Origin of the sequence: Streptomyces sp. Wb2n-11 (genome assembly GCF_001049855.1) — a bacterium.
GTDB lineage: Bacteria > Actinomycetota > Actinomycetes > Streptomycetales > Streptomycetaceae > Streptomyces > Streptomyces altiplanensis.
The window spans coordinates 970,990-993,118 of the sequence record NZ_CVPB01000001.1; the positions used below are offsets into that span (position 1 = coordinate 970,990).

General features: G+C 73.1%; 12 protein-coding genes, 1 tRNA gene and 3 pseudogenes. 8 read left to right on the forward strand and 8 right to left on the reverse strand.

The window, feature by feature from the left end; genetic code table 11:
- Positions 1 to 10 precede the first annotated feature (10 nt).
- The 4 genes from BN1555_RS04230 to BN1555_RS04245 are packed head-to-tail and all read left to right on the forward strand — an operon-like array spanning position 11 to position 8,317.
- Positions 11 to 1,534 carry a TIGR02677 family protein gene (locus tag BN1555_RS04230; RefSeq protein ID WP_093803168.1) on the forward strand — a complete coding sequence of 508 codons (1,524 nt, stop codon included), beginning with the start codon at positions 11 to 13 and terminating at the stop codon, positions 1,532 to 1,534.
- Entirely contained in the window at positions 1,531 to 2,889 is a 1,359-nt protein-coding gene (locus BN1555_RS04235) for a TIGR02678 family protein (RefSeq protein ID WP_093797973.1), read from the forward strand. The genes BN1555_RS04230 and BN1555_RS04235 overlap by 4 nt, the downstream gene beginning before the upstream one ends.
- Positions 2,886 to 7,025 carry a TIGR02680 family protein gene (locus BN1555_RS04240; protein ID WP_093797975.1) on the forward strand — a complete coding sequence of 1,380 codons (4,140 nt, stop codon included), beginning with the start codon at positions 2,886 to 2,888 and terminating at the stop codon, positions 7,023 to 7,025. Before BN1555_RS04235 ends, BN1555_RS04240 begins: the two co-directional genes overlap by 4 nt.
- Positions 7,022 to 8,317: a TIGR02679 family protein gene (locus BN1555_RS04245; RefSeq protein ID WP_093797977.1), complete on the forward strand. Its 1,296-nt coding sequence runs from the start codon at positions 7,022 to 7,024 to the stop codon at positions 8,315 to 8,317. Before BN1555_RS04240 ends, BN1555_RS04245 begins: the two co-directional genes overlap by 4 nt.
- Before the next feature lie 14 nt (positions 8,318 to 8,331).
- Here the strand turns inward: BN1555_RS04245 and BN1555_RS04250 are convergent, their stop codons facing one another.
- From BN1555_RS04250 to BN1555_RS04270, 5 genes and pseudogenes are all read right to left on the reverse strand, one after another.
- On the reverse strand, positions 8,332 to 8,820 hold the full coding sequence (locus BN1555_RS04250) for a VOC family protein (protein WP_093797979.1): 489 nt from the start codon (positions 8,818 to 8,820) through the stop codon (positions 8,332 to 8,334).
- A gap of 64 nt (positions 8,821 to 8,884) precedes the next feature.
- Positions 8,885 to 8,962 (reverse strand): annotated as a pseudogene (locus tag BN1555_RS40090) (GNAT family N-acetyltransferase); the annotation flags it as partial.
- 760 nt (positions 8,963 to 9,722) lie between these two features.
- Positions 9,723 to 10,655: a pseudouridine synthase gene (locus tag BN1555_RS04260; RefSeq protein ID WP_093797981.1), complete on the reverse strand. Its 933-nt coding sequence runs from the start codon at positions 10,653 to 10,655 to the stop codon at positions 9,723 to 9,725.
- 201 nt (positions 10,656 to 10,856) lie between these two features.
- On the reverse strand, positions 10,857 to 12,041 hold the full coding sequence (locus BN1555_RS04265) for a hypothetical protein (protein WP_093797983.1): 1,185 nt from the start codon (positions 12,039 to 12,041) through the stop codon (positions 10,857 to 10,859).
- 224 nt (positions 12,042 to 12,265) lie between these two features.
- Positions 12,266 to 12,353: transfer RNA gene (locus tag BN1555_RS04270), tRNA-Leu, on the reverse strand.
- 179 nt (positions 12,354 to 12,532) lie between these two features.
- Here BN1555_RS04270 and BN1555_RS04275 point away from each other — a divergent pair.
- A pseudogene (locus BN1555_RS04275) lies at positions 12,533 to 12,856 on the forward strand (DUF2254 family protein); the annotation flags it as partial.
- Positions 12,857 to 13,021: 165 nt separating this feature from the next.
- Here BN1555_RS04275 and BN1555_RS04280 read toward each other — a convergent pair.
- From BN1555_RS04280 to sucC, 3 genes are all read right to left on the reverse strand, one after another.
- Positions 13,022 to 14,563 (reverse strand): aldehyde dehydrogenase family protein, encoded by a 1,542-nt coding sequence (locus tag BN1555_RS04280; RefSeq protein ID WP_093797985.1) that lies wholly within the window; start codon positions 14,561 to 14,563, stop codon positions 13,022 to 13,024.
- Positions 14,564 to 14,700: 137 nt separating this feature from the next.
- The gene (sucD, locus tag BN1555_RS04285) at positions 14,701 to 15,588 is read right to left on the reverse strand and encodes a succinate--CoA ligase subunit alpha (protein ID WP_093797987.1); all 888 of its coding nucleotides are present in this window, start codon (positions 15,586 to 15,588) and stop codon (positions 14,701 to 14,703) included.
- Positions 15,589 to 15,606: 18 nt separating this feature from the next.
- Positions 15,607 to 16,743, reverse strand: a complete 1,137-nt coding sequence (sucC, locus tag BN1555_RS04290) for an ADP-forming succinate--CoA ligase subunit beta (protein WP_093797989.1) — start codon at positions 16,741 to 16,743, stop codon at positions 15,607 to 15,609.
- A 191-nt stretch (positions 16,744 to 16,934) separates the two neighbouring features.
- On the opposite strand from sucC, the gene BN1555_RS04295 reads away from it, so the two are divergent.
- The 3 genes and pseudogenes from BN1555_RS04295 (at position 16,935) to BN1555_RS04305 (ending at position 22,009) form a co-directional block, all read left to right on the forward strand.
- The gene (locus tag BN1555_RS04295) at positions 16,935 to 18,617 is read left to right on the forward strand and encodes a thiamine pyrophosphate-binding protein (protein ID WP_093797991.1); all 1,683 of its coding nucleotides are present in this window, start codon (positions 16,935 to 16,937) and stop codon (positions 18,615 to 18,617) included.
- A gap of 16 nt (positions 18,618 to 18,633) precedes the next feature.
- Positions 18,634 to 19,862, forward strand: a pseudogene (gene frc / locus BN1555_RS04300) (formyl-CoA transferase).
- The gene (locus tag BN1555_RS04305) at positions 19,862 to 22,009 is read left to right on the forward strand and encodes an acetate--CoA ligase family protein (protein ID WP_093797993.1); all 2,148 of its coding nucleotides are present in this window, start codon (positions 19,862 to 19,864) and stop codon (positions 22,007 to 22,009) included. The pseudogene frc and the gene BN1555_RS04305 overlap by 1 nt, the downstream one beginning before the upstream one ends.
- Positions 22,010 to 22,129 lie beyond the last annotated feature (120 nt).

Here is a 22,129-nt window from a genome sequence, read left to right on the forward strand (position 1 = left end):
CCCGGCCGACATGTTCCGGTTCACCGCCGGTGACCGGGCGCCGCTGTACTCCGCCATCCTCCAGGCCTTCGGCGACGCGAACGAGCGGCTGGTGACGGCGCTCGGTCTGGACGACGTACGGGAACGGCTGCGCGGCGTCGGCTGGTTCGACGCGCTGACCGACGACGACCTGACCCAGGCTCTGAAGCAGCTGCGGGAGTGGCAGTTGCTGGACGTGATCCAGAACCACGCGGAGAACTACCGCACCGCACAGGAGTACGAGCGCCGCAACCTCCAGTACTCCCTGACCCGGCGCGGCGAGGCGGCGTTCGCCGGCGTGCAGCACGCTCTCACCGTCCTCGCGTCGACCGGCGCCCTCCAGACCGCCGTGCTGGACGCGATCGCGGACCGGCTCGCGGAGCTGGACCGTCTGCTGGCGGACACCGGTTCCGGCGACCGGCGGATCTTCAGCACCCTCCAGGAGCTGGAAGGGCACCTCGACGCGCTGCGCGGCAACACCAAGCAGTTCAACGGGGAGCTGCAGCGGCTGCTGCGCACCGACGGCGCCGAGCTGTCGACGTTCCACGAGGTCAAGGGCGCCACCGTGGCCTACCTCCAGGAGTTCCTCACCAACCTCGACCAGCGGTCCCACGCCGTCGCGGCGGCCGTCGCCCGGATCGAGGACCGCGGCCCGGAAACGCTGTGGCAGCGGGCGCTGCGCGGCGCCGAGCTTCCGCCGTCCGGCGGCGCCGACCCGGCCTCCGAGTGGCTCGCGCGCCGCCGCGCCCGCTGGGAGGGGCTGCGTGCCTGGTTCCTGCCGGGCGACGGTTCGCCCGCCCGGGTGGAGCAGCTGCACCATGTGGCGCGCCGCGCCATCGTCACCCTGCTCCAGGTGCTCGACAGGATCACCGAGTCGCGGCGCCGCTCCACCGGCGCCGTACAGGACTTCAGGGAGCTGGCGCGCTGGTTCGCCGCCGCGCCCACCGACGACGACCTGCACCGGCTGTGGTCGACGGCGTTCGGGCTCGGGCCGTCCCGCCACGCACATCTCGCGCACGCCGACCCCGAGTTGACGGCGGCCACCGAGAGCTGGCGCGACGCCCCGCCGGTGGAGGTGTCCGCGCTGCTGCGCACCAGTGGCCGTACGGAGCGTTTCACCCGCACCGGCCGGGTGCGCGACGTGGCGGAGCTCAAGGCGGTGAGAGCCGAGCGGGCACGGGCGGAACGCGCCGAGCTGGAGGCCGCCTGGAGTCTGCTGCGCGCTCAGGCCCCGGTGCGGCTCTCGCACTTCGGCGCGCTGGACCACGAGGTCTTCGAGCGGCTGATGGATCTGCTCGGCCGCGCCCTGGCCGTCCGCCCGGACTCCACGGGGGTGCGCCGGGCCGTGACCGGCGACGGCCGGGTGGAGGTGGTCCTGCGGCCACCGGCCGCCGGTGCCGCCCCGGCCATGCTGCGTACGCCGCGCGGCACGCTGACCGGCCCCGATTTCGTCGTCGAAGTACACACGGCCGGGACGGTTCCGGCCGGAGCGGCCCTGGAGGAGGCGACCGGATGAGCAACTTCGCCAATCAGCTGGTCGTCGCCGAACGGGAGGAGCTGGCCCGCTGCATCCGGACACTGCTGGCCCGCCCGCTGCTCACCGAACGCTCCGACCCGGCGGCCTTCGACCTGGTGCGCCGGCGCCGGGACCCGCTGATCCACTGGTTCGACTACCACTGCGGCTGGACGCTGGTCGTCGAACCGCGGCTGGGTTACGCCCGGCTGCTGAAGGTCCGGGCGGACGCGGACGCGACGCGGCCCGCCCGGCGGACCCGCCCGGGACGCGCCCCCTTCGACCGGCGGCGGTACGTCCTGCTCTGCGTCACCGCCGCCGAGCTGCTCTCCGTCCCGGTCACCACCATCGGGCTGCTGGCCGACCGGGTGGTCCAGGCTTCGGCCGCGGACGGGGCGCTGCCCGCCTTCGACACCGCGCAGCGTGCGCAGCGCGTGGCCTTCGTCGACGTGCTGCGGCTGCTGGAGTCGTACGGCGCCCTGCAGGCCGTCGACGGGACGACGGACAGCTTCGCCGACTCGGCCGAGGCGAAGGTGCTCTACCGGGTGGACGCCACCGTGCTGATGCGGCTGCTCGCCGCGCCGTGCGGTCCTTCCCGTCTCGCCGTCCCGGCCGCCGGGATACCCGGCGGGTTCGAGGCGCTGCTGACCGGTCTGGTGCGGGAACGGCGGTACGGGCCCGCGGCCACTGAGGCCACGGCCACCTCGGACGCCCCGGACGCCCCGGAGGCTCCGGACGCCCCGGAGGCTCCGGACGCCCCGGGGACCTGGGAGGACCCGGAGGGCCCGGACGATCCGGGGACCGGCGCCCCGGAAGCCCCCGCCTCGCCGGTGCAGCGCAATCTCTGGCTGCGTCACTCGGTGCTGCGCCGCCTGTTCGACAATCCCGTCCTGCACCGGGACGAGCTGACCGGGGCCCAGCTCGGCTACCTCACCTCCCCCACCGGCCGCCAGATCCTGCGGCGCGCCGCGGAACAGGCGGGGTTCGTGCTGGAGGAGCGCGCCGAAGGGTTCCTGCTGGTCGACCCGGACGCCATCGCCACCGACAGCAAGTTCCCCGACGACGCGAGCCACGCCAAGGTCGCCGCCCTGCTGCTCCTCGACACGCTCACCGCCTCGCCCGCCGGGTGCACGCCCGAGCAGCTGGCCGCCGAGGCAAAGAGCCTGCTGGGGCGTTTCCCCCGCTGGGGCAAGGCGTACCGCACGGAGGACGGGGCCTCGGCCCTGGCCTCGGACGCCGTACAGGTCCTGGCCGAATTCGGTCTGGTACGCAGCGAGGGCGGCCGCGTCGTCCCCCGGCCCGCCGCCGCCCGCTACCGGGTCACCGGTGCCACTCTCGAGGAAGAACCCCCCGCATGACGGTCACCGCACTCCCCCGCCGCGCCTCCGCGGACTCCGAAGGCTCCGGAGCACGCGGCCGTACCCCCCGCTGGCAGCCGTCCCGCGCGGGCGTGCTCAACGTCTGGCGCTACTACGACGAGGTCTTCACCTTCCACCGCGGCCGTCTGCTCCTGCGCGGCCCGAACGGCACGGGCAAGTCCAAGGCCCTGGAGGTGCTGCTGCCGTTCCTCTTCGACGCGAGCCTGCGCCCCCACCGGCTGTCCACCTTCGGCGGCTCCGAGCGCACCATGCACTGGAACCTGATGGGCGAGGGCGCCACCGGCCTCACCCGGGTGGGGTACGTCTGGCTGGAGTTCCGCACCGGACAGGAGCAGGGGCGGGAGCAAGGGGAGGGCCCGGACGGCGGCGGCGACGCCTGGTTCACCGTCGGGGCACGGCTCCAGGCCGGCGAGCGGACCACGTCGGTGACCGCCGACTTCTTCACCACCCGCCGCCGTATCGGCGCCCCCGGCGGCTTCGACCTGGTCAACGACGCGGGCCGGCCGCTGACCAGGGCCGCCCTCGCGCAGGCCCTGGCCGGACAGGGCGAGGTGCACGCCTCGGCCTCCGAGTACCGCGACACCGTACGGCAGACCCTCTTCCCGGGACTGAACGAGCAGCGCTACGACGCGCTCATCACCGCGCTGCTGCAGTTGCGCACGCCGAAGCTGTCCCAGCGCCTGGACCCCTCGCTCCTGTCCGAGCTGCTGTCCCGCGCCCTGCCCCCGCTCGACCGGGGCGAGATCTCCGAGCTGGCCGACGGCTTCGAGCGGCTCGACCGGCGGCGCGAGCACCTGTCCCGGCTGGAGGACGAGGTGCGGGCGGCGCAGGCCCTCGGCGCCCGGCAGCGCGCGTACGCCCAGCGGGTGCTCCGCTCCGGCGCCGCCGCCGTGATCTCGGCGACGACCGAGATGGACAACCGCGCCCGCGCGGCCCGGGAGAGCGAGGAGGCGCACCGGGCGGCCGTCGAGGAGCAGGGGCGGGCCGAGGCGGAGCACGCCGAGGCCGAGGCGCTCGCCGAGGAGCTGGCCTCCAGGATCGAGGGCCTCACGGAGTCCGACGCCTACCGCCAGGGCCGCGACCTCGACCGGCTGCGGCAGCAGGCGGACGACGCCCGCCGGGACGCGCGGGAGCGGCGGGCCAAGGCGGGCGCGGCCCGCGAAACGGCCGGCCAGGACGCCCTGCGCCGGGCGCGGGCCCAGGAGGCGGCCGACGCCCAGGAGGAGAAGGTCCGCAGCGCCGAGAGCGACACCTGGCAGGTCGCCCGGAGCGCCGGAATGACGGCGTCCTGCACGGAGGTGGCCGCCCTGCTCACGGCGGGATCCGCGGACCGGGCCCGGCAGATCCTGCACGGCGCGGTGCGGGGGCGGCGGAGCCAGGTCGAGGAGGTGCGCGGGGCGCTGTCCGCGCACCGGGCCGCGACCGGCGAACGCACGACGGCCGAGGAGCGGCTGGAGGAGTGCCGGTCCGACCTGGCCGCCGCCTCGGAGCGGCGCGCGCAGCGGACGGCTCAGTACGAGCAGGCGTCCGCGGCCCAGGCCGAGCGGCTGCGCGTCTGGGCCCGGCAGTGCGCGGAGCTCGCCTTCGACGGCGGTGCCGTGGAGGAGCTGGCCGCCCGCGCGACGGACGAACCCGGGGTGCTGGCGCTGACCGACGCGGCCGTCCGCGCGGTCGAGCACGCCCTGACCGCCGCGGAGACCACCGCCGCCTCCCGCCGCGCGGCCCTGCGGGCACAGCGCGAGACACTGGCCGCCGAGGCCGGGGCGCTGGAGCAGGCAGCCGAACTGCCGCCCGCTCCGCCGCCGTTCCGTACGGCCGACCGTTCCCGGCTGATGGGCGCCCCGCTGTGGAAGCTGGTGGCCTTCCGCGACGAGGTGCCGGCCGGCACGCGCGCGGCGGTCGAGGCCGCGCTGGAGGCGAGCGGTCTGCTGGACGCCTGGGTCGCCCCGTACGGCGGTGCGTTCGCCCTCGGCCACGACACCTTCGCCGAGGCCGACTGGTCGGTGCCCGCCCCGGGCCGGTCCCTGGCCGAGGTGCTGCGGCCGGAGCCGGGGGCGCCGGTCACGGCGGAACGCATCGGCCAGCTGCTGTCCGGCATCGCGTACGACGACACCCTGCCGCAGGGGCACGGCGCCGCGATCGGCGGGGACGGCACCTGGCGGCTGGCGAGCGCGACGGGAAGCTGGGCCAAGGCGGAGGCCGCCCACATCGGCGCGTCCGCGCGCGCCCGCGCCCGCGAGCAGCGGCTGGCACAGCTGACGGCGCAACTGACCGGCCTGGACCACGAGATCACCGAACTGGACACCGCCCTCACCGCTCTCGCCGGCCGCCGCGCCGCCCTGGAGGCCGACCGGCGCTCGCGCCCCGACCACCGGGCGGTCGTCGCGGCGGAGCGTGATCTCGACCGGGCGCAGGCCGACGCCGCCGCCCGGGACGACGCCGTACGGTCCGCCGTCGCGCGGCTGAGCCGGTGCGAGAGCGCGGCGCAGACCACCCGGGCCCTGCTCGACCGCACGGCGGCCGAGCACGGGCTGCCGGCCGACCCGTCGGCGCTGGACGCGGTGGCCGAGACGGTCCAGAGGCTGCGGGACACCGCCGACCAGTGGTTCTTCGCCCACCTCCAGCTGGCTTCGGAACGGCGTACGGCGGCGGAGGCGAAGGCCCGCGCCGAGCGGTCCGGCGAGGCCGCCCGGGGGCTGGAGGCCGAGGCGGGCCGCGCGGAGTCGGGCGCCCGCGCGCTGGAGGCCCGGCTGGAGGAGATCGAGCACACCGTCGGCGCGGAGTACGAGGAGGTGCTCGCCCGCATCGAGGAGCTGCGCGCGTCGCACCGCGCCGCCCTGTCCGGCCTGCGCGACCTGAACGCGCTGCTGCTGAAGGTCGCGGGCCGCATCGGCTCGCTGGACAGCGAGCGGGGCACGGCCGCCGCGCGGCGGGACGCGGCGGTGACCGCGCGCGACGCGGCCGCGGACCGCTTCCGCCGCCATCTGCGGCTGGGTTTCGCCGTCGACGCGGGGGCGGAGGCGGCGGGGACCGTGCGGGCCGACGAGGGGATCAAGTCCACCCTGGAGGCGGCCCGCACGATCGGGGCGCTGTGGCCGTCCGTGCCGTACGAGCCGAAGAACATCGCGGACGCCCTGGGCCGTCTCGCCGAGACCGTCCACATCAGCCGGCAGGCGCTGGGCGAGCGGGCCGATCTCTCGCTGGAGTCGGACGACGACGTCCAGGTGTTCTCGGCGGCGATGGACGGCATGCGGATGGGCGCCGCCGGGCTGCTGGCCTCCCTGACGGCCGAACGGGACCGCAGCCAGGAGGAGATCACCGCCGACGAGCGCGAGCTCTTCGACCGTACGCTCACGGGCAACACCCGGCGCCACCTGGCGGCCCGTATCCGCCAGGCCAACGAGCTGGTCGACGCGATGAACTCCCGCCTGGAGCGGGTGCGTACCGCCTCCCGGGTCGCGGTGCGCCTGGTGTGGCAGGTCGATCCGGCGCTGCCGCCCGGTACCAGGGCCGCCCGCGACCTGCTGCTGAAGGATCCGGTGCGGATGTCGGACGGCGACCGCGAGGCGCTGCACCGCTTCTTCCGCGACCGCGTCGAGGAGGCCAAGGCGTCCGACACGGCGAGGAACTGGGAGGAGCAGCTGACGCGGGTGCTGGACTACACCGCGTGGCACCGGTTCGTGGTGAAACTGGACCGTGCGAACGGGCAGGGGTGGCAGCTGCTGACGAAGAAGCTGCACGGCGCGCTGTCGGGCGGGGAGAAGGCCATCGCCCTGCACCTGCCGCTGTTCGCCGCCGTGGCGGCGCACTACCAGGCGGTGCCGCGGGCGCCCCGGCTGATCCTGCTGGACGAGGTGTTCGTCGGCGTGGACGCGGCCAACCGGGGCCAGATCTTCGCGCTGCTGTGCTCGCTCGACCTCGACCTGATGCTCACCTCGGACCACGAGTGGTGCACCTACCGGGAACTCGACGGCATCGCCGTGCACCAGCTGATCACGGGCGGGGACGGGGGCGGCGGGGACGGGGGCGGGGGCGGCCCCGCCGACGACGCCGTCACGACGGTCCGCTTCGTCTGGGACGGCACGGACCTGCGGTCCGACGAGGAGCCGCGGTGAGACACCCCGAGGCGGAACCCTCTCCGGCGGGACACCCTGCGGCCGGATTCCCTGCGGCGGGGCACCCGCTGGACCGCCCCGAACTGGCGCCGCTGTGGCGGGCGTTCCACGACCGGCTGTCCACCGGGCAGCCGGTCGCACGGGTACGGACCGGACCACTGGACGAGGCCGCGCAGAACGCCGTCGCCGACCTCCTGGGCCTGGACCGCCTCCCCGGCCCGCGCCCCACCCTCTCGCTGACCCGGCTCGACCAGGCCCTCCGCGACAGCTGCGGCGAGGACACCCGCTCGGTGGTCACCGCGATCGTCGGCCCGGTCGGCGACCGGGCCGCGGCCCGCGCGACCGACCGGGCCGACCGCGCCGCCCTGTGGGAGTGGCTGGCCGCCCACCCGGTGGTCCTGGCGCAGCCCGCACTCGGCGCCTGGGTGGCGCAGGTACGCCGCGCCGGCCTGATCGGCGACTCGGTGGCCACCACCCGGAACGCTCTCACCGACACACTCCGCGCCCTGTCCGAGCTCCCCGCGCGGGGCGAACCGCTACCGGTCTTCGCCACCCGCGTCCTGAACGACTCCCACGCCCTCGACGACGGAACCCGCCTGTCCGGCCTGGTCCTGCGCGCCCTCGCCGCGCTGTACGACACGGCCGCCCCCGAGTCGGCCCCCGAACGGCGCGCCCTGTGGGCCCGGGCCGGAATCGCCGACGACGCCCTGTCCACCACGGTCCTCACCGCCGGCCTGCGCCCCACGGGCGACGGCCCGGTGGCCCGCGCCGTGACGACGTACTCCCGCGCCGGCCACGCCACGCACCTCACCCTGGCCCAGCTGCGCACCCCCGGCGAGCTCCGCTTCCCTTCCACCACGGTCCACATCACCGAGAACCCGAGCATCCTGGCCCTCGCCCTCCAGCGCTTCGGCCCGGCCTGCCCGCCCCTGGTGTGCACCTCCGGCTGGCCGAACAGCGCCGTACTCCTCCTGCTGCGCCACCTCGCCGAGGCCGGAGCACCGCTCCGCCACCACGGCGACTTCGACGGCGAGGGCCTGCGCATCGCCGCCCACGTCCTGGCGAAGACACCGGCCGCCCCCTGGCGCATGTCGGCCACCGACTACCTGACCGCCCACACCCGCACCGGGCCGGGCCCGCCCGCCGGCAGGATCACCGAGGCCCCGTGGGACCCCGCCCTGTCCGAGGCCCTGCTCACCCACCGGACCGCCGTCCTGGAGGAACACGTGGCCGAGGACCTGCTGGCAGACCTGTCCCGGCACACGGACGGCCGGAACGCACCGGCCACCTGATCCGTGCGCAGCACCTACTCTCCCGCGTATGCCTTCTGAAGTGCGGCGACATCGAGCTCGGACATCGAGAACATCGCCTCGGTGGTCCGCCCGGCCTTCTCCGGGTCCGGGTCGCCGAGCATCTCGACGAGCCCGTCGGGGACGACCTGCCAGGACACCCCGTACTTGTCCTTCAGCCAGCCGCAGGGGCCTTCCGAGCCCCCCTCGGAGAGCCTGCCCCAGTAGTAGTCCACCTCGTCCTGGCCGGCGCAGTGGATCTGGAACGAGATCGCCTCGCTGAACGTGAACTCCGGCCCGCCGTTCAGCCCGACGAACCTCTGGCCGTTGGCCTCGAACTCGACGACCATGGCGGGCCCGGCGGGCCCCGGCCCGGCCTCGGTGTAGCGCCCGATCCGTCCGGGCTTCGAGTCCTTGAAGACCGAGACGTAGTGCTCCGCGGCCTCCGCGGCCTCCTCGGCCTGCCCGTCGAACCACAGACAGGTGGGGAATCCCTTGGCAACCATCGGTTCCTCCAGCGCATGAGCGCGTGTACCCATGAAGACCGGCCCCGCGTCCGAAACTCATCGGTAGCGACGCCGCGTCGGCGTCGGTGAACGGCCGCAGTCGCAGGCGGGCGGTGTGCATCTGGGGGGTGGGCACGCTCATGCGGAGCGTCCTGCCGCGTCACGCTCGCCCCGACCATCCGTTTACCCGGACGGTCGGGGGCGCGTACGTCCGCGGTGACGCCGGACGCGCCGGACGGGCGGTGAGTCCGCAGTACCGTGCCGGCACGGTGAGCAAACGGCGGCCATACCGGCGCACCTTCGGGACACCGACCAGCCTCGTCCTGTACCGGACCCCGGACGGATGGAGGTACGCCGTCCACCTCACCGGGCCGGCCGGCATCGCCGACGGCTCGCTCGCCGGTCCTCCGCCCTCGTCCGAGCCGCACATCGCGCAGGCGGCCCTGGTTCGGAAGGCGGGGGAACTCCCCCACCGCCGGCTCGACGTCCTCCGGCACGTACCCGATCAACCGGACTGGTGGACCGGGACGGTCACCGTCGCGGGGCCGCTTACACCTGCCTGGAGCCGGCGCATCGATGCAGTCAGGGCACCGGACCCCGACGGCGTCGGCCATCACACCCAGCAGCAACCCCCCGTGCCCGTGCTGCTGTCGAAACCCGTGAACATTTCCATTCCCGCTCGGGTGGCGGCTGCCTCCCAAACCGGTGTACATCCGCTGCCCGCTCTCGCGGGCGGGAGCCACTGCCTGTTGTCCGTGGCGTGCACGCGGGCGCGGGACGGGTTGTACGTGTCGTGGTCGGGCACGCCCAGCCCGTTCTTCACGGAAGCCGGGCTGACGGGCTGAACCGGAGGATGAACCACCCGGGGGCCGCGTCAGAGGGCGCTGTATCGGAGGAAGGGTTCAGCGGGGCCACCGGGCGAGTCGCAGACCGCTCTCGAAGCGGCGCGGGGCGCCGGTAAGCGGGTCGGTGAACTCCAGGACCCGGGCCAGTAGTTGCAAGGGGCGTTGCCAGTCCTCCGGTGAATCGGCGAGGACCTCGGGGTAGTACGGGTCGTCCAGGATGGGCAGGCCCAGGGTGTTCATGTGCACGCGCAGCTGGTGGGTGCGGCCAGTGGTCGGCAGCAGGCGGTACCGGCCGAGACCGTCGCGCTCCTGGACCAGTTCGACGCGGCTCTCGCTGTTCGGCTCACCCGGCTCCTCACGGGCCGCGAGCACCCCGCGCTCCTTGACGATCCTGCTGCGCACGGTGCGCGGCAGCTCCACGGACGGGTCGTACGGCGCGATCGCCTCGTACTCCTTGCGGACCCGGCGGTCGCCGAACATCGTCTGGTAGGCACCCCGGTCCTGTGGCCGTACGACGAGGAGCAGCAGCCCCGCGGTGAGTCGGTCCAGTCGGTGCGCCGGCTGGAGCAGGGGCAGCTTCAGATCGCGGCGCAGCCGGGCCTGAACAGTGTCGGTGACGTGGCTGCCGCGCGGCGTGGAGGCCAGGAAGTGCGGCTTGTCGACGACGACGAGGTGCTCGTCCCGGTGCACGATGCCGATCTCGAAAGGGACCGGCCGCTCGGCGGCGAAGCGGCGGTGGAACCAGAGGTGGCGCCCCGCGACGTACGGCTCGTCGGCGGTGACCGGCCCGTTCTCGCCGACGATCCGGCCCTCGCGGAACATGGCGTCGACCTGCTCGGCCCCGATGGCGCCGGCGTAGCGCTCGACGAAGTAGCCACGCGCGCTCGCCCACCGCCCACCCGGATCGGCGGGCAGTCTCAGCCGCACCGGGTCGACGCCGTCGCGCTGAGACAGGGGCGCCGGGGGCGGGGCTTTGTGTCTGCGTCTCACCGGGGAGACTGTACAAAAGGCGGACCGGCACCGATCACCCACGGGTGGCACCGCCGGCACGACGTTGCCGATGCGCTGCACCGCCGCGCTGCGCCACGCCACGCGTTGAGCCTTCGCAGGCTTCTCGGGGCGGCCGCCCTGCTCACGGCCGCGTACGCTCGATCCGGTCCGCGGCTTCGGACCGACGGGGCGCAGCGCCGTTCAGGGGCGGGGAATACCGATCTCGTCGAAGCGGCGCATGAGCGCCGGCTTGCTCCGGTGGGTCTCCCGGAGCGCGGTGGTACGCCGGTCGTAGTCGGCCAGCTCCTCGGAGCTGCGCGCGGTGACGGCTCGGAGGTCGGCGAGGAGGGTGGCCGCCCGGTCGTAGGCGGTGGGCTTCTTCTGCCCGATCAGGATGTCGACCTCACGCCAGATCTCGCCGGGATCCGCAGCGATCGTGGCCAGGTGCGCGGCGCGCTGTTCCTCGGCAGCCCGGCGTCGTGCCTGCTCGGCCGCCTCGCGGGCCTGCTGTTCCCGCTCGTGCCGCCCGGTGCGGTGCCGGTGGGCGGCGTCAAGGAGCTCGGCGGCGCTGCGGCGCGTACGGGCGGCTGCCGGATCCGCAGGTCTGTGGGCGGCACGGAATCGGGCCAGCAGACGCGGCCCGGCCAGGTGGCCTCCTCCCCGTACGACATCGACCAGCAGCGCGTCCTTGTCCCGGGCGGGCAGCGCCGCGATGAACGCCTCCAACGCCTCATTCCGTTCTGCCGATGACGTCTGCTCCATGGGCGCGGAGGTGCGCGCGGCGACGGCCAGCAGGTCCTCGTCCACCTGCAGGAAGGTCGTGAGCGCCCGTTGCGCTCCGGTCAACTCGCCGAGCCCGTCCGGTACCTGCGGCTCCAGCTCATGGATGTACTCCTCCTCGTCGTCTTCAGCCAGCTCCCACACCCGCAGGCCCGCCAGCCACGCCAGGTACAGCGGGCGCAGGTCCCCGGCGGCGAGCTCGGCCCGCAGTCCGACGAATTCCGACAGCGAGAAAAACGACCCGGAATCCCACTCCTCGGCGTCCTCCGGGCTCAGCGAGAAGTCCAGCAGGGTGTACCCACCCCTGGTCCGGACCGTCAGGGACTCCTCCAGCACGTACGGCTCGGCCTCCTTCTTCGCGAGGAGCGCGGAGGGCAGACGCAGCAGCAGACGACGTGAGCCCCAGTTCGCGCAGTACAGGTGCGCGTCGTAGAACTGCTCGACCATCTTGGTGGTGTCCCCGTGGAAGTCTCCGAAGTGGTACTCATTGACGAACCTCGTCGCGGTGATCTCGGCCCGCGTGGACAGCGCCCGCACCTGGGCCTGCTCGTCCTTCGTCAGCGGCCGGTCGACGGCCAGGAACTCGTAGTACTGGTACTCGCTCACTTACCCGCCACCCCTGCCGCTGTGGAAGATCGTTCCACCCGTCTGCCCGCCACGTGTCGCGGCCGCCATTCTGAGCGATGTGTCCCACGAGGGCCGCGTCGTGGTACTCGCCCCTCGCGCAGCCGGGGCAGCGCCGCGATCCGCGCAGAGGCCGAACTCACGCCGGGCATCCTCGCATACAACGAAAAATCCCCACGATCTCAGAAAGATCATGGGGATTTCGGTGGTGTCCGAGGGGGGACTTGAACCCCCACGCCCGATAAAGGGCACTAGCACCTCAAGCTAGCGCGTCTGCCATTCCGCCACCCGGACCAGGTGGTCGGCCCCGGTTTCCCGCGGCGACATGGAAAACAATACCAGGGGTTCAGGGTGGCTTTCACCTGCGTATCCCGTGGTCAGTGGCTTGCGGTGGCCCGCCCGGATCGACCCGCCGCCGTTCCGCCGCCGTGCGTACCGCGCGTCGCCGTCCGGGCACGCGCAGCGTTCGGGCGGTGACACACGGATACGGATCCGGTGGGCGCGGGCACCGGCGGCCGCGGGCCCTGTCGCCGGTGCGTGAGCATCTGCGGGACACCTTCTGGTTCGCGCCGAGCCTGGGGCTGATGTGCGCGTTCGCCCTGTGGTGGGCGGCGTCGGAGCTCGACGCGGAGCTCGTCGCGTACCTGCAGGGCGAGAAGGCGTACGACGAGGTCGGCGATCTGATCGGGATCGTCGAGGACGCGAAGACCGTCGTCACCACGATCAGCTCGGCGATGACGACCTTCATCGGTGTGGTCTTCAGCATCTCGCTGGTGGCGGTGCAGATGGCGAGCGGGGGGTTCACGGGATCGACGATCTGTTGCTGCTGGCGCCGGAGGGCAGGAGGGAGCCGCTGCTGCGGCACCGCACGCTCCTCGTCCAGGCCGTGGAGCGCACGGTGCCGGAGGCGGCCGAGCGGGCGTTCGCCCTGCTCCCCGATCACCAGGGGATCGGTTGGCGGGTCACGGCATCAGGTGGTAGTCCGGGAAGTTGCCGGGGAGGCGTTCGCCCCGCGGGCCCTCGGTCACCGAGTGGACCAGGAGTTCGCCGCCCACGAACGCGCCTCGCCACGAGGCGCCGAAGCCGCCGAAGAGTTCGTTCCGGTCGCCGCGTGAACGGGGCTTTCCGTGGCCGACCTTGAAGGAGCGGATCTGGGGCGCCAGCCGTTCGTACGTCGAGGGGTCGTCGGTGGAGAGGGTCGCCACCAGGGCTCCGTTGGAGGCGTTCATGGCGGCGAGGAGTTCCGCCTCCGTGTCCACCAGGACGATCGTGTCCACCGGGCCGAAGGGCTCCGCGTGGTGGAGGGGGGACGAGGGCGGCGGGTTCAGGAGGGTGACGGGCGGCAGGTAGGCGCTGGTGTCCTGGCCGGGGAGGAAGCGCGCGTCGGCGAGGGAGCCCCGGTGGAGCGGGACCGCGCCCCGGTCTATGGCCTCGGCGACCTGGTCGGTCAGTTCCTTGGCCTTGGCCGCGTTGACCAGGGGGCCGAAGTCCAGGGCGGGGAGCGGGTCTTCGGGGTTCTCGACGGCGAGGGGGTGGCCGGTGCGGACGGAGCGTACGGCGGGGAGGTACGCCGCCAGGAACGCGTCGAACAGGGTCCGCTGGACGACGAAGCGCGGGTAGGCGGTGCAGCGCTGCTTGCCGTAGTCGAAGAGCTTGGGGACGAGGGAGGTCAGGGTGGGCCAGTCCGTGTAGTTCCAGACGCCCCAGGTGTTCAGGCCCTCCTGTTCGAGGACGTGGCGCTTGCCGAGGTCGGCCACGGCGGTGGCGATGCGGGCGCCCGTGTCGCGGCCCCCCACGAACGAGACGCAGCCGATCTCGGCCGAGTGGACGAGGGAGGCGGACAGTTCGCTGCCGCTGCCGCTGAGGAGGGTGACGGGGATGCCTTCGCGGGCCGCCAGGGCCGAGGCCAGGGTGAGGCAGGCGACGCCGCCGTCGGTCGGGGTCTTGGCGATGACCGCGTTGCCGGCCAGGGCCTGCACCAGCATGGCGTGGACCAGGACGGACATCGGGTAGTTCCAGCTGGCGATGTTCGAGACCGGGCCGGAGAGGGGGGTGCGGTGGGCGAGCATGGGCTCGATGCCGTCGACGTACCAGCGCACGCCGTCGATCGCGCGGTCGACGTCGGCCTGGGCGAGGCGCCACGGTTTGCCGATCTCCCAGACGAGGAGGAGGGCGAGCAGTTCGCGGTGTTCGGTGAGGGCGTCGAGCGTGGCGGCCACGCGGGCGCGGCGCTCGGGCAGCGGGACGTGGCGCCAGGCGCGGTGCTGGTCGAGGGAGGCGCGTACCGCCCGGTCGGCGGTGGGGGCGTCCAGGCGCGGCGGGCCCGCGACGGGGCTGCCGTCGACGGGTGAGGTGGCGGCGAGCGCGCGGCCGTCGGGCTTCCAGGCCGACGCCCAGAGGTTGAGTACGCGGTCGTCCCGGAACGCCTCGGGGGCGACGGCGGCGCAGCGCCGCCAGGCGTCGGACCAGGCCGTGCCCGGCTTGAGGGTAAGGGTGGGGGCCATCGTGTCTCTCCGCTCGTGAAGGGGGCGGGGGCTGGGGCTGAGTGGCGCGGGGCCGCCCCTGCACGGGGGCGGCCCCGGAAGGACGGTGGTGGCGTGGGCTGCGCGGTGGGAGGCGGCCGGGGCGGCTGTGCGTGGTGTCACGTGAGCCGGGCGAGGGCTTCCAGGGCGAGGCGGGCCGTCTCCGACGGCGTGTCGCCCACCCGTACGCCCGCCGCTTCGAGGGCCTGTTTCTTCGCCTGCGCGGTGCCCGACGAGCCCGAGACGATCGCGCCGGCGTGGCCCATCGTCCTGCCCTCGGGGGCGGTGAAGCCCGCGATGTAGCCGATGACGGGTTTGGTGACGCGGGAGGAGATGTACGCCGCCGCCCGTTCTTCCGCGTCGCCGCCTATCTCGCCGATCAGGATGATCAGTTCGGTGTCGGGGTCGTCCTCGAAGGCCGCGAGGCAGTCGATGTGGGTGGTGCCGATCACCGGGTCGCCGCCGATGCCGACGGCCGTGGTGAATCCGGTCCCGCGCAGTTCGTACATCAGCTGGTAGGTGAGCGTGCCCGACTTGGAGACCAGTCCGATGCGGCCGGGTTTCGTGGCGATGTCGGCCGGGATGATCCCGGCGTTGGACTGGCCGGGGCTGATCAGGCCGGGGCAGTTGGGGCCGATGACGCGGGTGGACCGTGTTCTCGCGTACGCGTGGAAGGCGACCGCGTCGTGGACGGGGATGCCCTCCGTGATGACGACGGCCAGGCCGATGCCGGCGTCCGCCGCCTCGACGACGGCCGCCCCGGCGAAGGGCGGGGGGACGAAGACGACCGTGACGTCGGCGCCCGTGGCGGCCATCGCCTCGGACACCGTGCCGAAGACCGGGACCGTACGGTCGTCGAAGCCGACGGCCTGTCCCGCCTTGCGCGGGTTGACGCCGCCCACGACATCGGTGCCGGCGGCGAGCATGCGGCGGGTGTGCTTCATGCCCTCGGCCCCGGTCATGCCCTGGACGAGGACCTTGCTCTCCTTGGTCAGGTAGATGGCCATGTCGGTCTCTCCTCGGGCTCAGGCGGCGGTGGCGGCGAGGTGGGCGGCTCGGCGGGCGGCGCTGTCCATCGTGGTGGCCTGGTGGACGAGGGGGTGGGGGTGGCTGTCGAGGATCGCGCGGCCCCGGGCGGCGGCGTTCCCGTCGAGGCGTACGACGAGGGGCCGGGTCAGGCGGACCCGCTCCAGGGCCCGCACGATGCCGTCGGCCACCGCGTCGCAGGCGGTGATGCCGCCGAAGACGTTGACGAGGACCGACTTGACCGCCGGGTCCGAGAGGATGACGGACAGGCCGTCGGCCATGGTCTCGGCCGAGGCTCCTCCGCCGATGTCGAGGAAGTTCGCGGGGCGGGCGCCGCAGCCGGCGACGACGTCGAGGGTCGACATGACCAGGCCCGCGCCGTTGCCGATGATGCCGACCTCGCCGTCGAGTCTGACGTAGTCGAGGCCCTTGGCCGTCGCCGCGGCTTCGAGCGGGTCCGTGTGCGGGTCGGCGGCTTCCGACTCCTCGCGGGTCCGGCGGAAGCGGGCGTTGTCGTCGAGGGTCACCTTGCCGTCCAGGGCGAGGATCCGGCCTTCGGTGGTCCGTACGAGCGGGTTGACCTCCACCAGGAGGGCGTCCTCCCGGGTCAGCACCTCCCAGAGCCGGAGGAGTACGGGGGCCGCTTCCGGCGGGAGTTCCGCCGCCGCGGCGATTTCGGCGGCCCGTGCGGGGGTGACGCCCTCGGCCGGGTCGACGGGGATGCGGACCACCGCGTCGGGGCGGGTGGCCGCGACCTCCTCGATGTCCATGCCGCCCTCGGCCGACGCGATGGCGAGGAAGCGGCCGGCGGCGCGGTCGAGGACGTAGGAGACGTAGAACTCGGCCTCGACGGAGACGGGCCGGGCGAGCATGACCTTGCGGACCGTGTGGCCCTTGATGTCCATGCCGAGAATCTGACGCGTGGTCAGTTCGGCCGCCGCCGGGTCGGCGGCGGTCTTCACCCCGCCCGCCCTGCCCCGGCCCCCGGTCTTCACCTGGGCCTTGACGACGACGCGGCCGCCGAGGCGCCGCGCCGCGCGCCGGGCCGCGCGGGGTGTGTCCGCCACTTCGGTGTCCGGTACCGGCACGCCGTACCGCGCGAAGAGTTCCCTTGCCTGGTGTTCGTACAGATCCATGCCGGCTCCTCAGCCCTCGGTCGGTCCGGAAAGTGCCGCACGCCCCCTGGACACCACCCACCGGATGCGGGATAACAAGCTTCATACAGTATTCGTCGACTGTATGCAATGTACCGCGCCACCGCTCCAGCACCGCTCCAGCACCGCTTCACCACGGCTCCAGCACCCCTACGAAGGGAACGGACTTCGCCATGCCCGACGACAGCCAGGAACTCATCTCCGGTGGGCATTTGGTCGCCAAGGCGCTCAAGGCCGAGGGGGTCGACCGCATCTACACCCTCTGCGGCGGCCACATCATCGACATCTACGACGGCTGCGTCGACGAGGGCATCGACGTCGTCGACGTGCGCCACGAGCAGGTCGCCGCCCACGCCGCCGACGGTTACGCGCGCATCACCGGAAAGCCGGGGTGCGCCGTCGTCACCGCCGGCCCCGGCACGACCGACGCCGTCACGGGGGTCGCGAACGCCTTCCGCGCCGAGTCGCCCATGCTGCTGATCGGCGGCCAGGGCGCGCACACCCAGCACAAGATGGGCTCCCTCCAGGACCTGCCGCACGTCGACATGATGGCGCCGATCACCAAGTTCGCCGCGACCGTGCCGGACACGGCGCGCGCCGCCGACATGGTGTCCATGGCGTTCCGCGAGTGCTACCACGGCGCCCCCGGGCCGTCGTTCCTGGAGATCCCGCGCGACGTGCTCGACGCCAAGGTGCCGGCCGACAGGGCGCGGGTGCCGCAGGCGGGCCGGTACCGGGCCTCCACGCGCGCCGCCGGTGACCCCGAGGCGGTCGAGAAGCTGGCCGACCTGCTCGTGCACGCCGAGAAGCCGGCGATCCTGCTCGGCAGCCAGGTGTGGACGACGCGTGCGACGGACGCGGCGACGGAACTCGTACGGACGCTGAACGTGCCCGCGTACATGAACGGCGCGGGACGCGGAACACTGCCGCCCGGCGACCCGCACCACTTCCAGCTCTCGCGCCGCTACGCGTTCACCAACGCCGACCTCATCATCATCGTCGGCACCCCCTTCGACTTCCGGATGGGGTACGGGAAGCGGCTCTCGCCGACCGCGACGGTCGTGCAGATCGACCTGGACTACCGGACGGTCGGCAAGAACAGGGACGTCGACCTGGGGATCGTGGGCGACGCCGGACAGATCCTGAAGTCCGTCACCGAGGCGGCGTCCGGGCGGCTCAACGGCGGCTCCGTCCTGCGCAAGGCATGGCTGGAGGAGCTGCGCGCGGCGGAGCAGGTCGCCCTGGAGAAGCGGCTGCCGCACCTGAGGTCGGACGCGTCGCCCATCCACCCGTACCGGCTGGTGAGCGAGATCAACGACTTCCTGACGGAGGACTCCGTCTACATCGGGGACGGCGGCGACATCGTCACCTTCTCCGGTCAGGTCGTCCAGCCCCGGACCCCCGGCCACTGGATGGACCCGGGACCGCTCGGCACGCTCGGCGTCGGGGTGCCCTTCGTGCTCGCCGCGAAGCAGGCGCGGCCGGACAAGGAGGTCGTGGCGCTCTTCGGGGACGGCGCGTTCTCCCTGACGGGCTGGGACTTCGAGACGCTGGTGCGCTACGACCTGCCCTTCGTCGGGATCGTCGGCAACAACTCCTCGATGAACCAGATCCGTTACGGCCAGAAGGCGAAGTACGGCGACGAGCGCGAACGGGTCGGCAACACCCTCGGCGACGTCCACTACGACAAGTTCGCGCAGATGCTCGGCGGTTACGGCGAAGAGGTCCGCGACCCCGCCGACATCGCGCCCGCCCTGCGCCGCGCCCGCGAGTCGGGGCTGCCCTCGCTGATCAACGTGTGGGTCGACCCGGACGTGTACGCCCCCGGAACCATGAACCAGACCATGTACAAGTGACGGAGGCCAGCCAGTCATGACCAAGGCCCTTGAGGGCGTGCGCGTCCTCGACATGACCCATGTGCAGTCCGGCCCTTCCGCCACCCAGCTCCTCGGCTGGCTCGGCGCGGACGTGGTGAAGCTGGAGGCGCCGGGCGGCGACATCACGCGGAAGCAGCTGCGCGATCTGCCGGACGTCGACTCCCTCTACTTCACGATGCTCAACTGCAACAAGCGGAGCATCACCCTCAACACCAAGACGGAGCGGGGCAAAGAGCTCCTGACCGAGCTCATCCGGCGCTCCGACGTGATGGTGGAGAACTTCGGGCCCGGCGCCGTCGACCGGATGGGGTTCACCTGGGAGCGCATCCAGGAGATCAACCCGCGGATCGTCTACGCCTCCATCAAGGGCTTCGGCGAGGGCCCGTACACCGGCTTCAAGGCGTACGAGGTCGTCGCCCAGGCCATGGGCGGGTCCATGTCCACCACCGGGTTCGAGGACGGTCCGCCGCTCGCCACCGGCGCGCAGATCGGGGACTCCGGGACCGGCGTGCACGCCGTCGCCGGGATCCTCGCCGCGCTCTTCCAGCGCGAGAGCACCGGGCGCGGGCAGCGGGTCAACGTCGCCATGCAGCACGCCGTGCTGAACCTGTGCCGGGTGAAGCTGCGCGACCAGCAGCGGCTCGCGCGCGGCCCGCTCGCCGAGTACCCGAACGAGGACTTCGGCGACGAGGTGCCGCGCAGCGGCAACGCGAGCGGCGGCGGGCAGCCTGGCTGGGCGGTGAAGTGCGCGCCGGGCGGCCCCAACGACTACGTGTACGTCATCGTCCAGCCGGTCGGCTGGCGCCCGCTCGCCGGGCTGATCGGGCGGCCGGAGCTGGCCGACGACCCCGAGTGGGCGACCCCGGCGGACCGGCTGCCCAGGCTCGGCAAGATGTTCCAGCTGATCGAGGAGTGGTCGTCGTCCCTCCCCAAGTGGGAGGTGCTGGAGCGGCTCAACGCCCACAACATCCCCTGCGGGCCGATCCTCTCCACCAAGGAGATCTTCGAGGACGCGTCGCTCGCCGCGAACGGGATGGTCGTCGAGGTCGAGCACCCGGAGCGCGGCACCTTCACCACCGTCGGCAACCCCATCAAGCTGTCCGACTCCCCCTTCGAGGTGGTCACTTCACCGCTGCTCGGGAGCACAACGCGGAGGTGTACGTCGGTGAGCTCGGCCTCGGCGACGAGGAGCTGCGGCTGCTCAAGACGAACGGAGTGATCTGATGGCCACCCCTCACGGCGCCGCCGCGGTACGGGCCGTGCTGGACGCGGCGCGCGGCGAGGGCCGCGGTGCGCTGACCGCCCCCGAGGCGAAGCTGATCGCCGACGCGTACGGCATCCCGGTGCCGGCGGAGGCGCTCGCCGAGACCATGGACGAGGCGGTCTCCTTCGCCGACCGGATCGGGTTCCCCGTCGTGCTCAAGATCGTCTCACCGGAGATCGTGCACAAGACGGACGCGGGCGGCGTGCGGACCGGGCTGAAGTCGCCGAGCGAGGTGCGGGCGGCGTTCACGCAGATCGTGGCCGGCGCCCGTGCGTACGATCCGAAGGCGCGCATCCGGGGCGTCCAGGTCCAGCAGATGGTGCCGGCGGGACAGGAGGTCATCGTCGGGGCCGTCACCGATCCGACCTTCGGGAAGATCGTGGCGTTCGGTCTCGGCGGGGTGCTCGTGGAGGTGCTGAAGGACATCACCTTCCGGCTCGCTCCGGCCTCCGAGGCCGACGCGCTGTCCATGCTCGACTCGATCCGGGCCGCCGAGGTCCTGCGCGGTGTACGGGGCGGGGCGGCCGTGGACCGTACGGCGCTCGCCGCTCTGATCGTGCGGGTCTCGGAGCTGGCCGCGGACTTCCCCGAGATCGCGGAGGTCGACCTCAACCCCGTGTTCGCGACGGCGGGCGGGGTGATGGCGGCCGACGTACGCATCCTTCTCGGCGGCCCCTCCCCCGCGCCCCGGCGCCGGTACGGCCGGGACGAGATCCTCACCTCGATGCGGCGGCTGATGCAGCCCCGGTCGGTCGCCGTCGTCGGCGCCTCCAACGAGCCGGGGAAGATCGGCAACTCGGTGATGCGCAACCTCGTCGACGGCGGTTTCCCCGGCGAGATCCACCCGGTCAACCCCCGGACCGATGACATCCTGGGCCGCAAGGCGTACAAGAGTGTGACGGACGTCCCGGGTGAGGTGGACGTGGCGGTCTTCGCGATCCCCGCGAAGTTCGTCGCGGCGGCTCTGGAGGAGGTCGGGCGCAAGGGGATCCCCAACGCCGTGCTCATCCCCTCGGGCTTCGCCGAGACCGGGGAGCACGCGCTCCAGGCGGAGATCGTGGCCATCGCCGAGCGGCACGGCGTACGGCTGCTCGGGCCGAACATCTACGGCTACTACTCGACGTGGCAGGACCTCTGCGCCACCTTCTGCACGCCGTACGACGTCAAGGGAGGGGTGGCGCTGACCTCGCAGTCGGGCGGCATCGGGATGGCGATCCTCGGCTTCGCGCGGGCGACGAAGACGGGCGTCTCGGCGATCGTCGGGCTCGGCAACAAGTCGGACCTCGACGAGGACGACCTGCTGACCTGGTTCGCCGAGGATCCCCGCACCACGTGCATCGCCATGCACCTGGAGGACCTGAAGGACGGGCGGGCCTTCGTCGAGGCGGCACGCGCGACCGTGCGGAAGAAGCCGGTCGTCGTGCTGAAGGCGGGCCGTACGAGCGCGGGCGCCAGGGCGGCCGGCTCGCACACGGGGGCACTCGCCGGTGACGACGCGGTGTACGAGGACATCCTGCGGCAGGCCGGGGTGATCAGGGCGCCCGGCCTGAACGAGATGCTGGAGTACGCGCGGGCGCTGCCGGTGCTGCCCACGCCGCGGGGCGACAACGTCGTGATCATCACGGGGGCTGGGGGCTCCGGTGTGCTGCTGTCCGACGCGATCGTCGACAACGGGCTGTCGCTGATGGAGATCCCGGACGATCTGGACGCCGCCTTCAAGGCGTTCATCCCTCCCTTCGGGGCGGCCGGCAACCCGATCGACATCACGGGCGGCGAGCCCCCCTCGACGTACGAGGCGACCATCCGGCTGGGGATGGAGGACCCGCGGATCCATGCGCTGGTGCTCGGTTACTGGCACACGATCGTCACGCCGCCGATGGTCTTCGCGGAGCTGACGGCGCGGGTGGTGGAGGAGTTCAGGGCGCGGGGCGTCGAGAAGCCGGTGGTGGCGTCGCTGGCGGGTGACGTGGAGGTCGAGGAGGCGTGCGCGTACCTCTTCGAGCGGGGTGTCGTCGCGTATCCGTACACCACGGAGAAGCCGGTGGAGGTGCTCGGCGCCAAGTACGCGTGGGCGCGCGCGGCGGGCCTGCTGGGCGGTGGGCGATGACCTGAGGGCGGTTCGAACCGCGGGGTCTGCGGCCGACCGCTCGGTCGCGGGCCCCGGCGCGAAGTGAGAACGGGCAGGGGGCGCCGGCCAGACTTCTTCCACGCAAGGGGTTCGATCGAC

Coding starts and splice junctions, on each gene's coding strand:
- BN1555_RS04280 (WP_093797985.1), bottom strand. CDS start 14,563: ATGGCCCCCACCCTTACCCTCAAGCCGGGCACGGCCTGGTCCGACGCC.
- BN1555_RS04250 (WP_093797979.1), bottom strand. CDS start 8,820: ATGGTTGCCAAGGGATTCCCCACCTGTCTGTGGTTCGACGGGCAGGCC.
- BN1555_RS04240 (WP_093797975.1), top strand. CDS start 2,886: ATGACGGTCACCGCACTCCCCCGCCGCGCCTCCGCGGACTCCGAAGGC.
- sucC (WP_093797989.1), bottom strand. CDS start 16,743: ATGGATCTGTACGAACACCAGGCAAGGGAACTCTTCGCGCGGTACGGC.
- BN1555_RS04230 (WP_093803168.1), top strand. CDS start 11: ATGTTCCGGTTCACCGCCGGTGACCGGGCGCCGCTGTACTCCGCCATC.
- sucD (WP_093797987.1), bottom strand. CDS start 15,588: ATGGCCATCTACCTGACCAAGGAGAGCAAGGTCCTCGTCCAGGGCATG.
- BN1555_RS04295 (WP_093797991.1), top strand. CDS start 16,935: ATGCCCGACGACAGCCAGGAACTCATCTCCGGTGGGCATTTGGTCGCC.
- BN1555_RS04235 (WP_093797973.1), top strand. CDS start 1,531: ATGAGCAACTTCGCCAATCAGCTGGTCGTCGCCGAACGGGAGGAGCTG.
- BN1555_RS04305 (WP_093797993.1), top strand. CDS start 19,862: ATGGCCACCCCTCACGGCGCCGCCGCGGTACGGGCCGTGCTGGACGCG.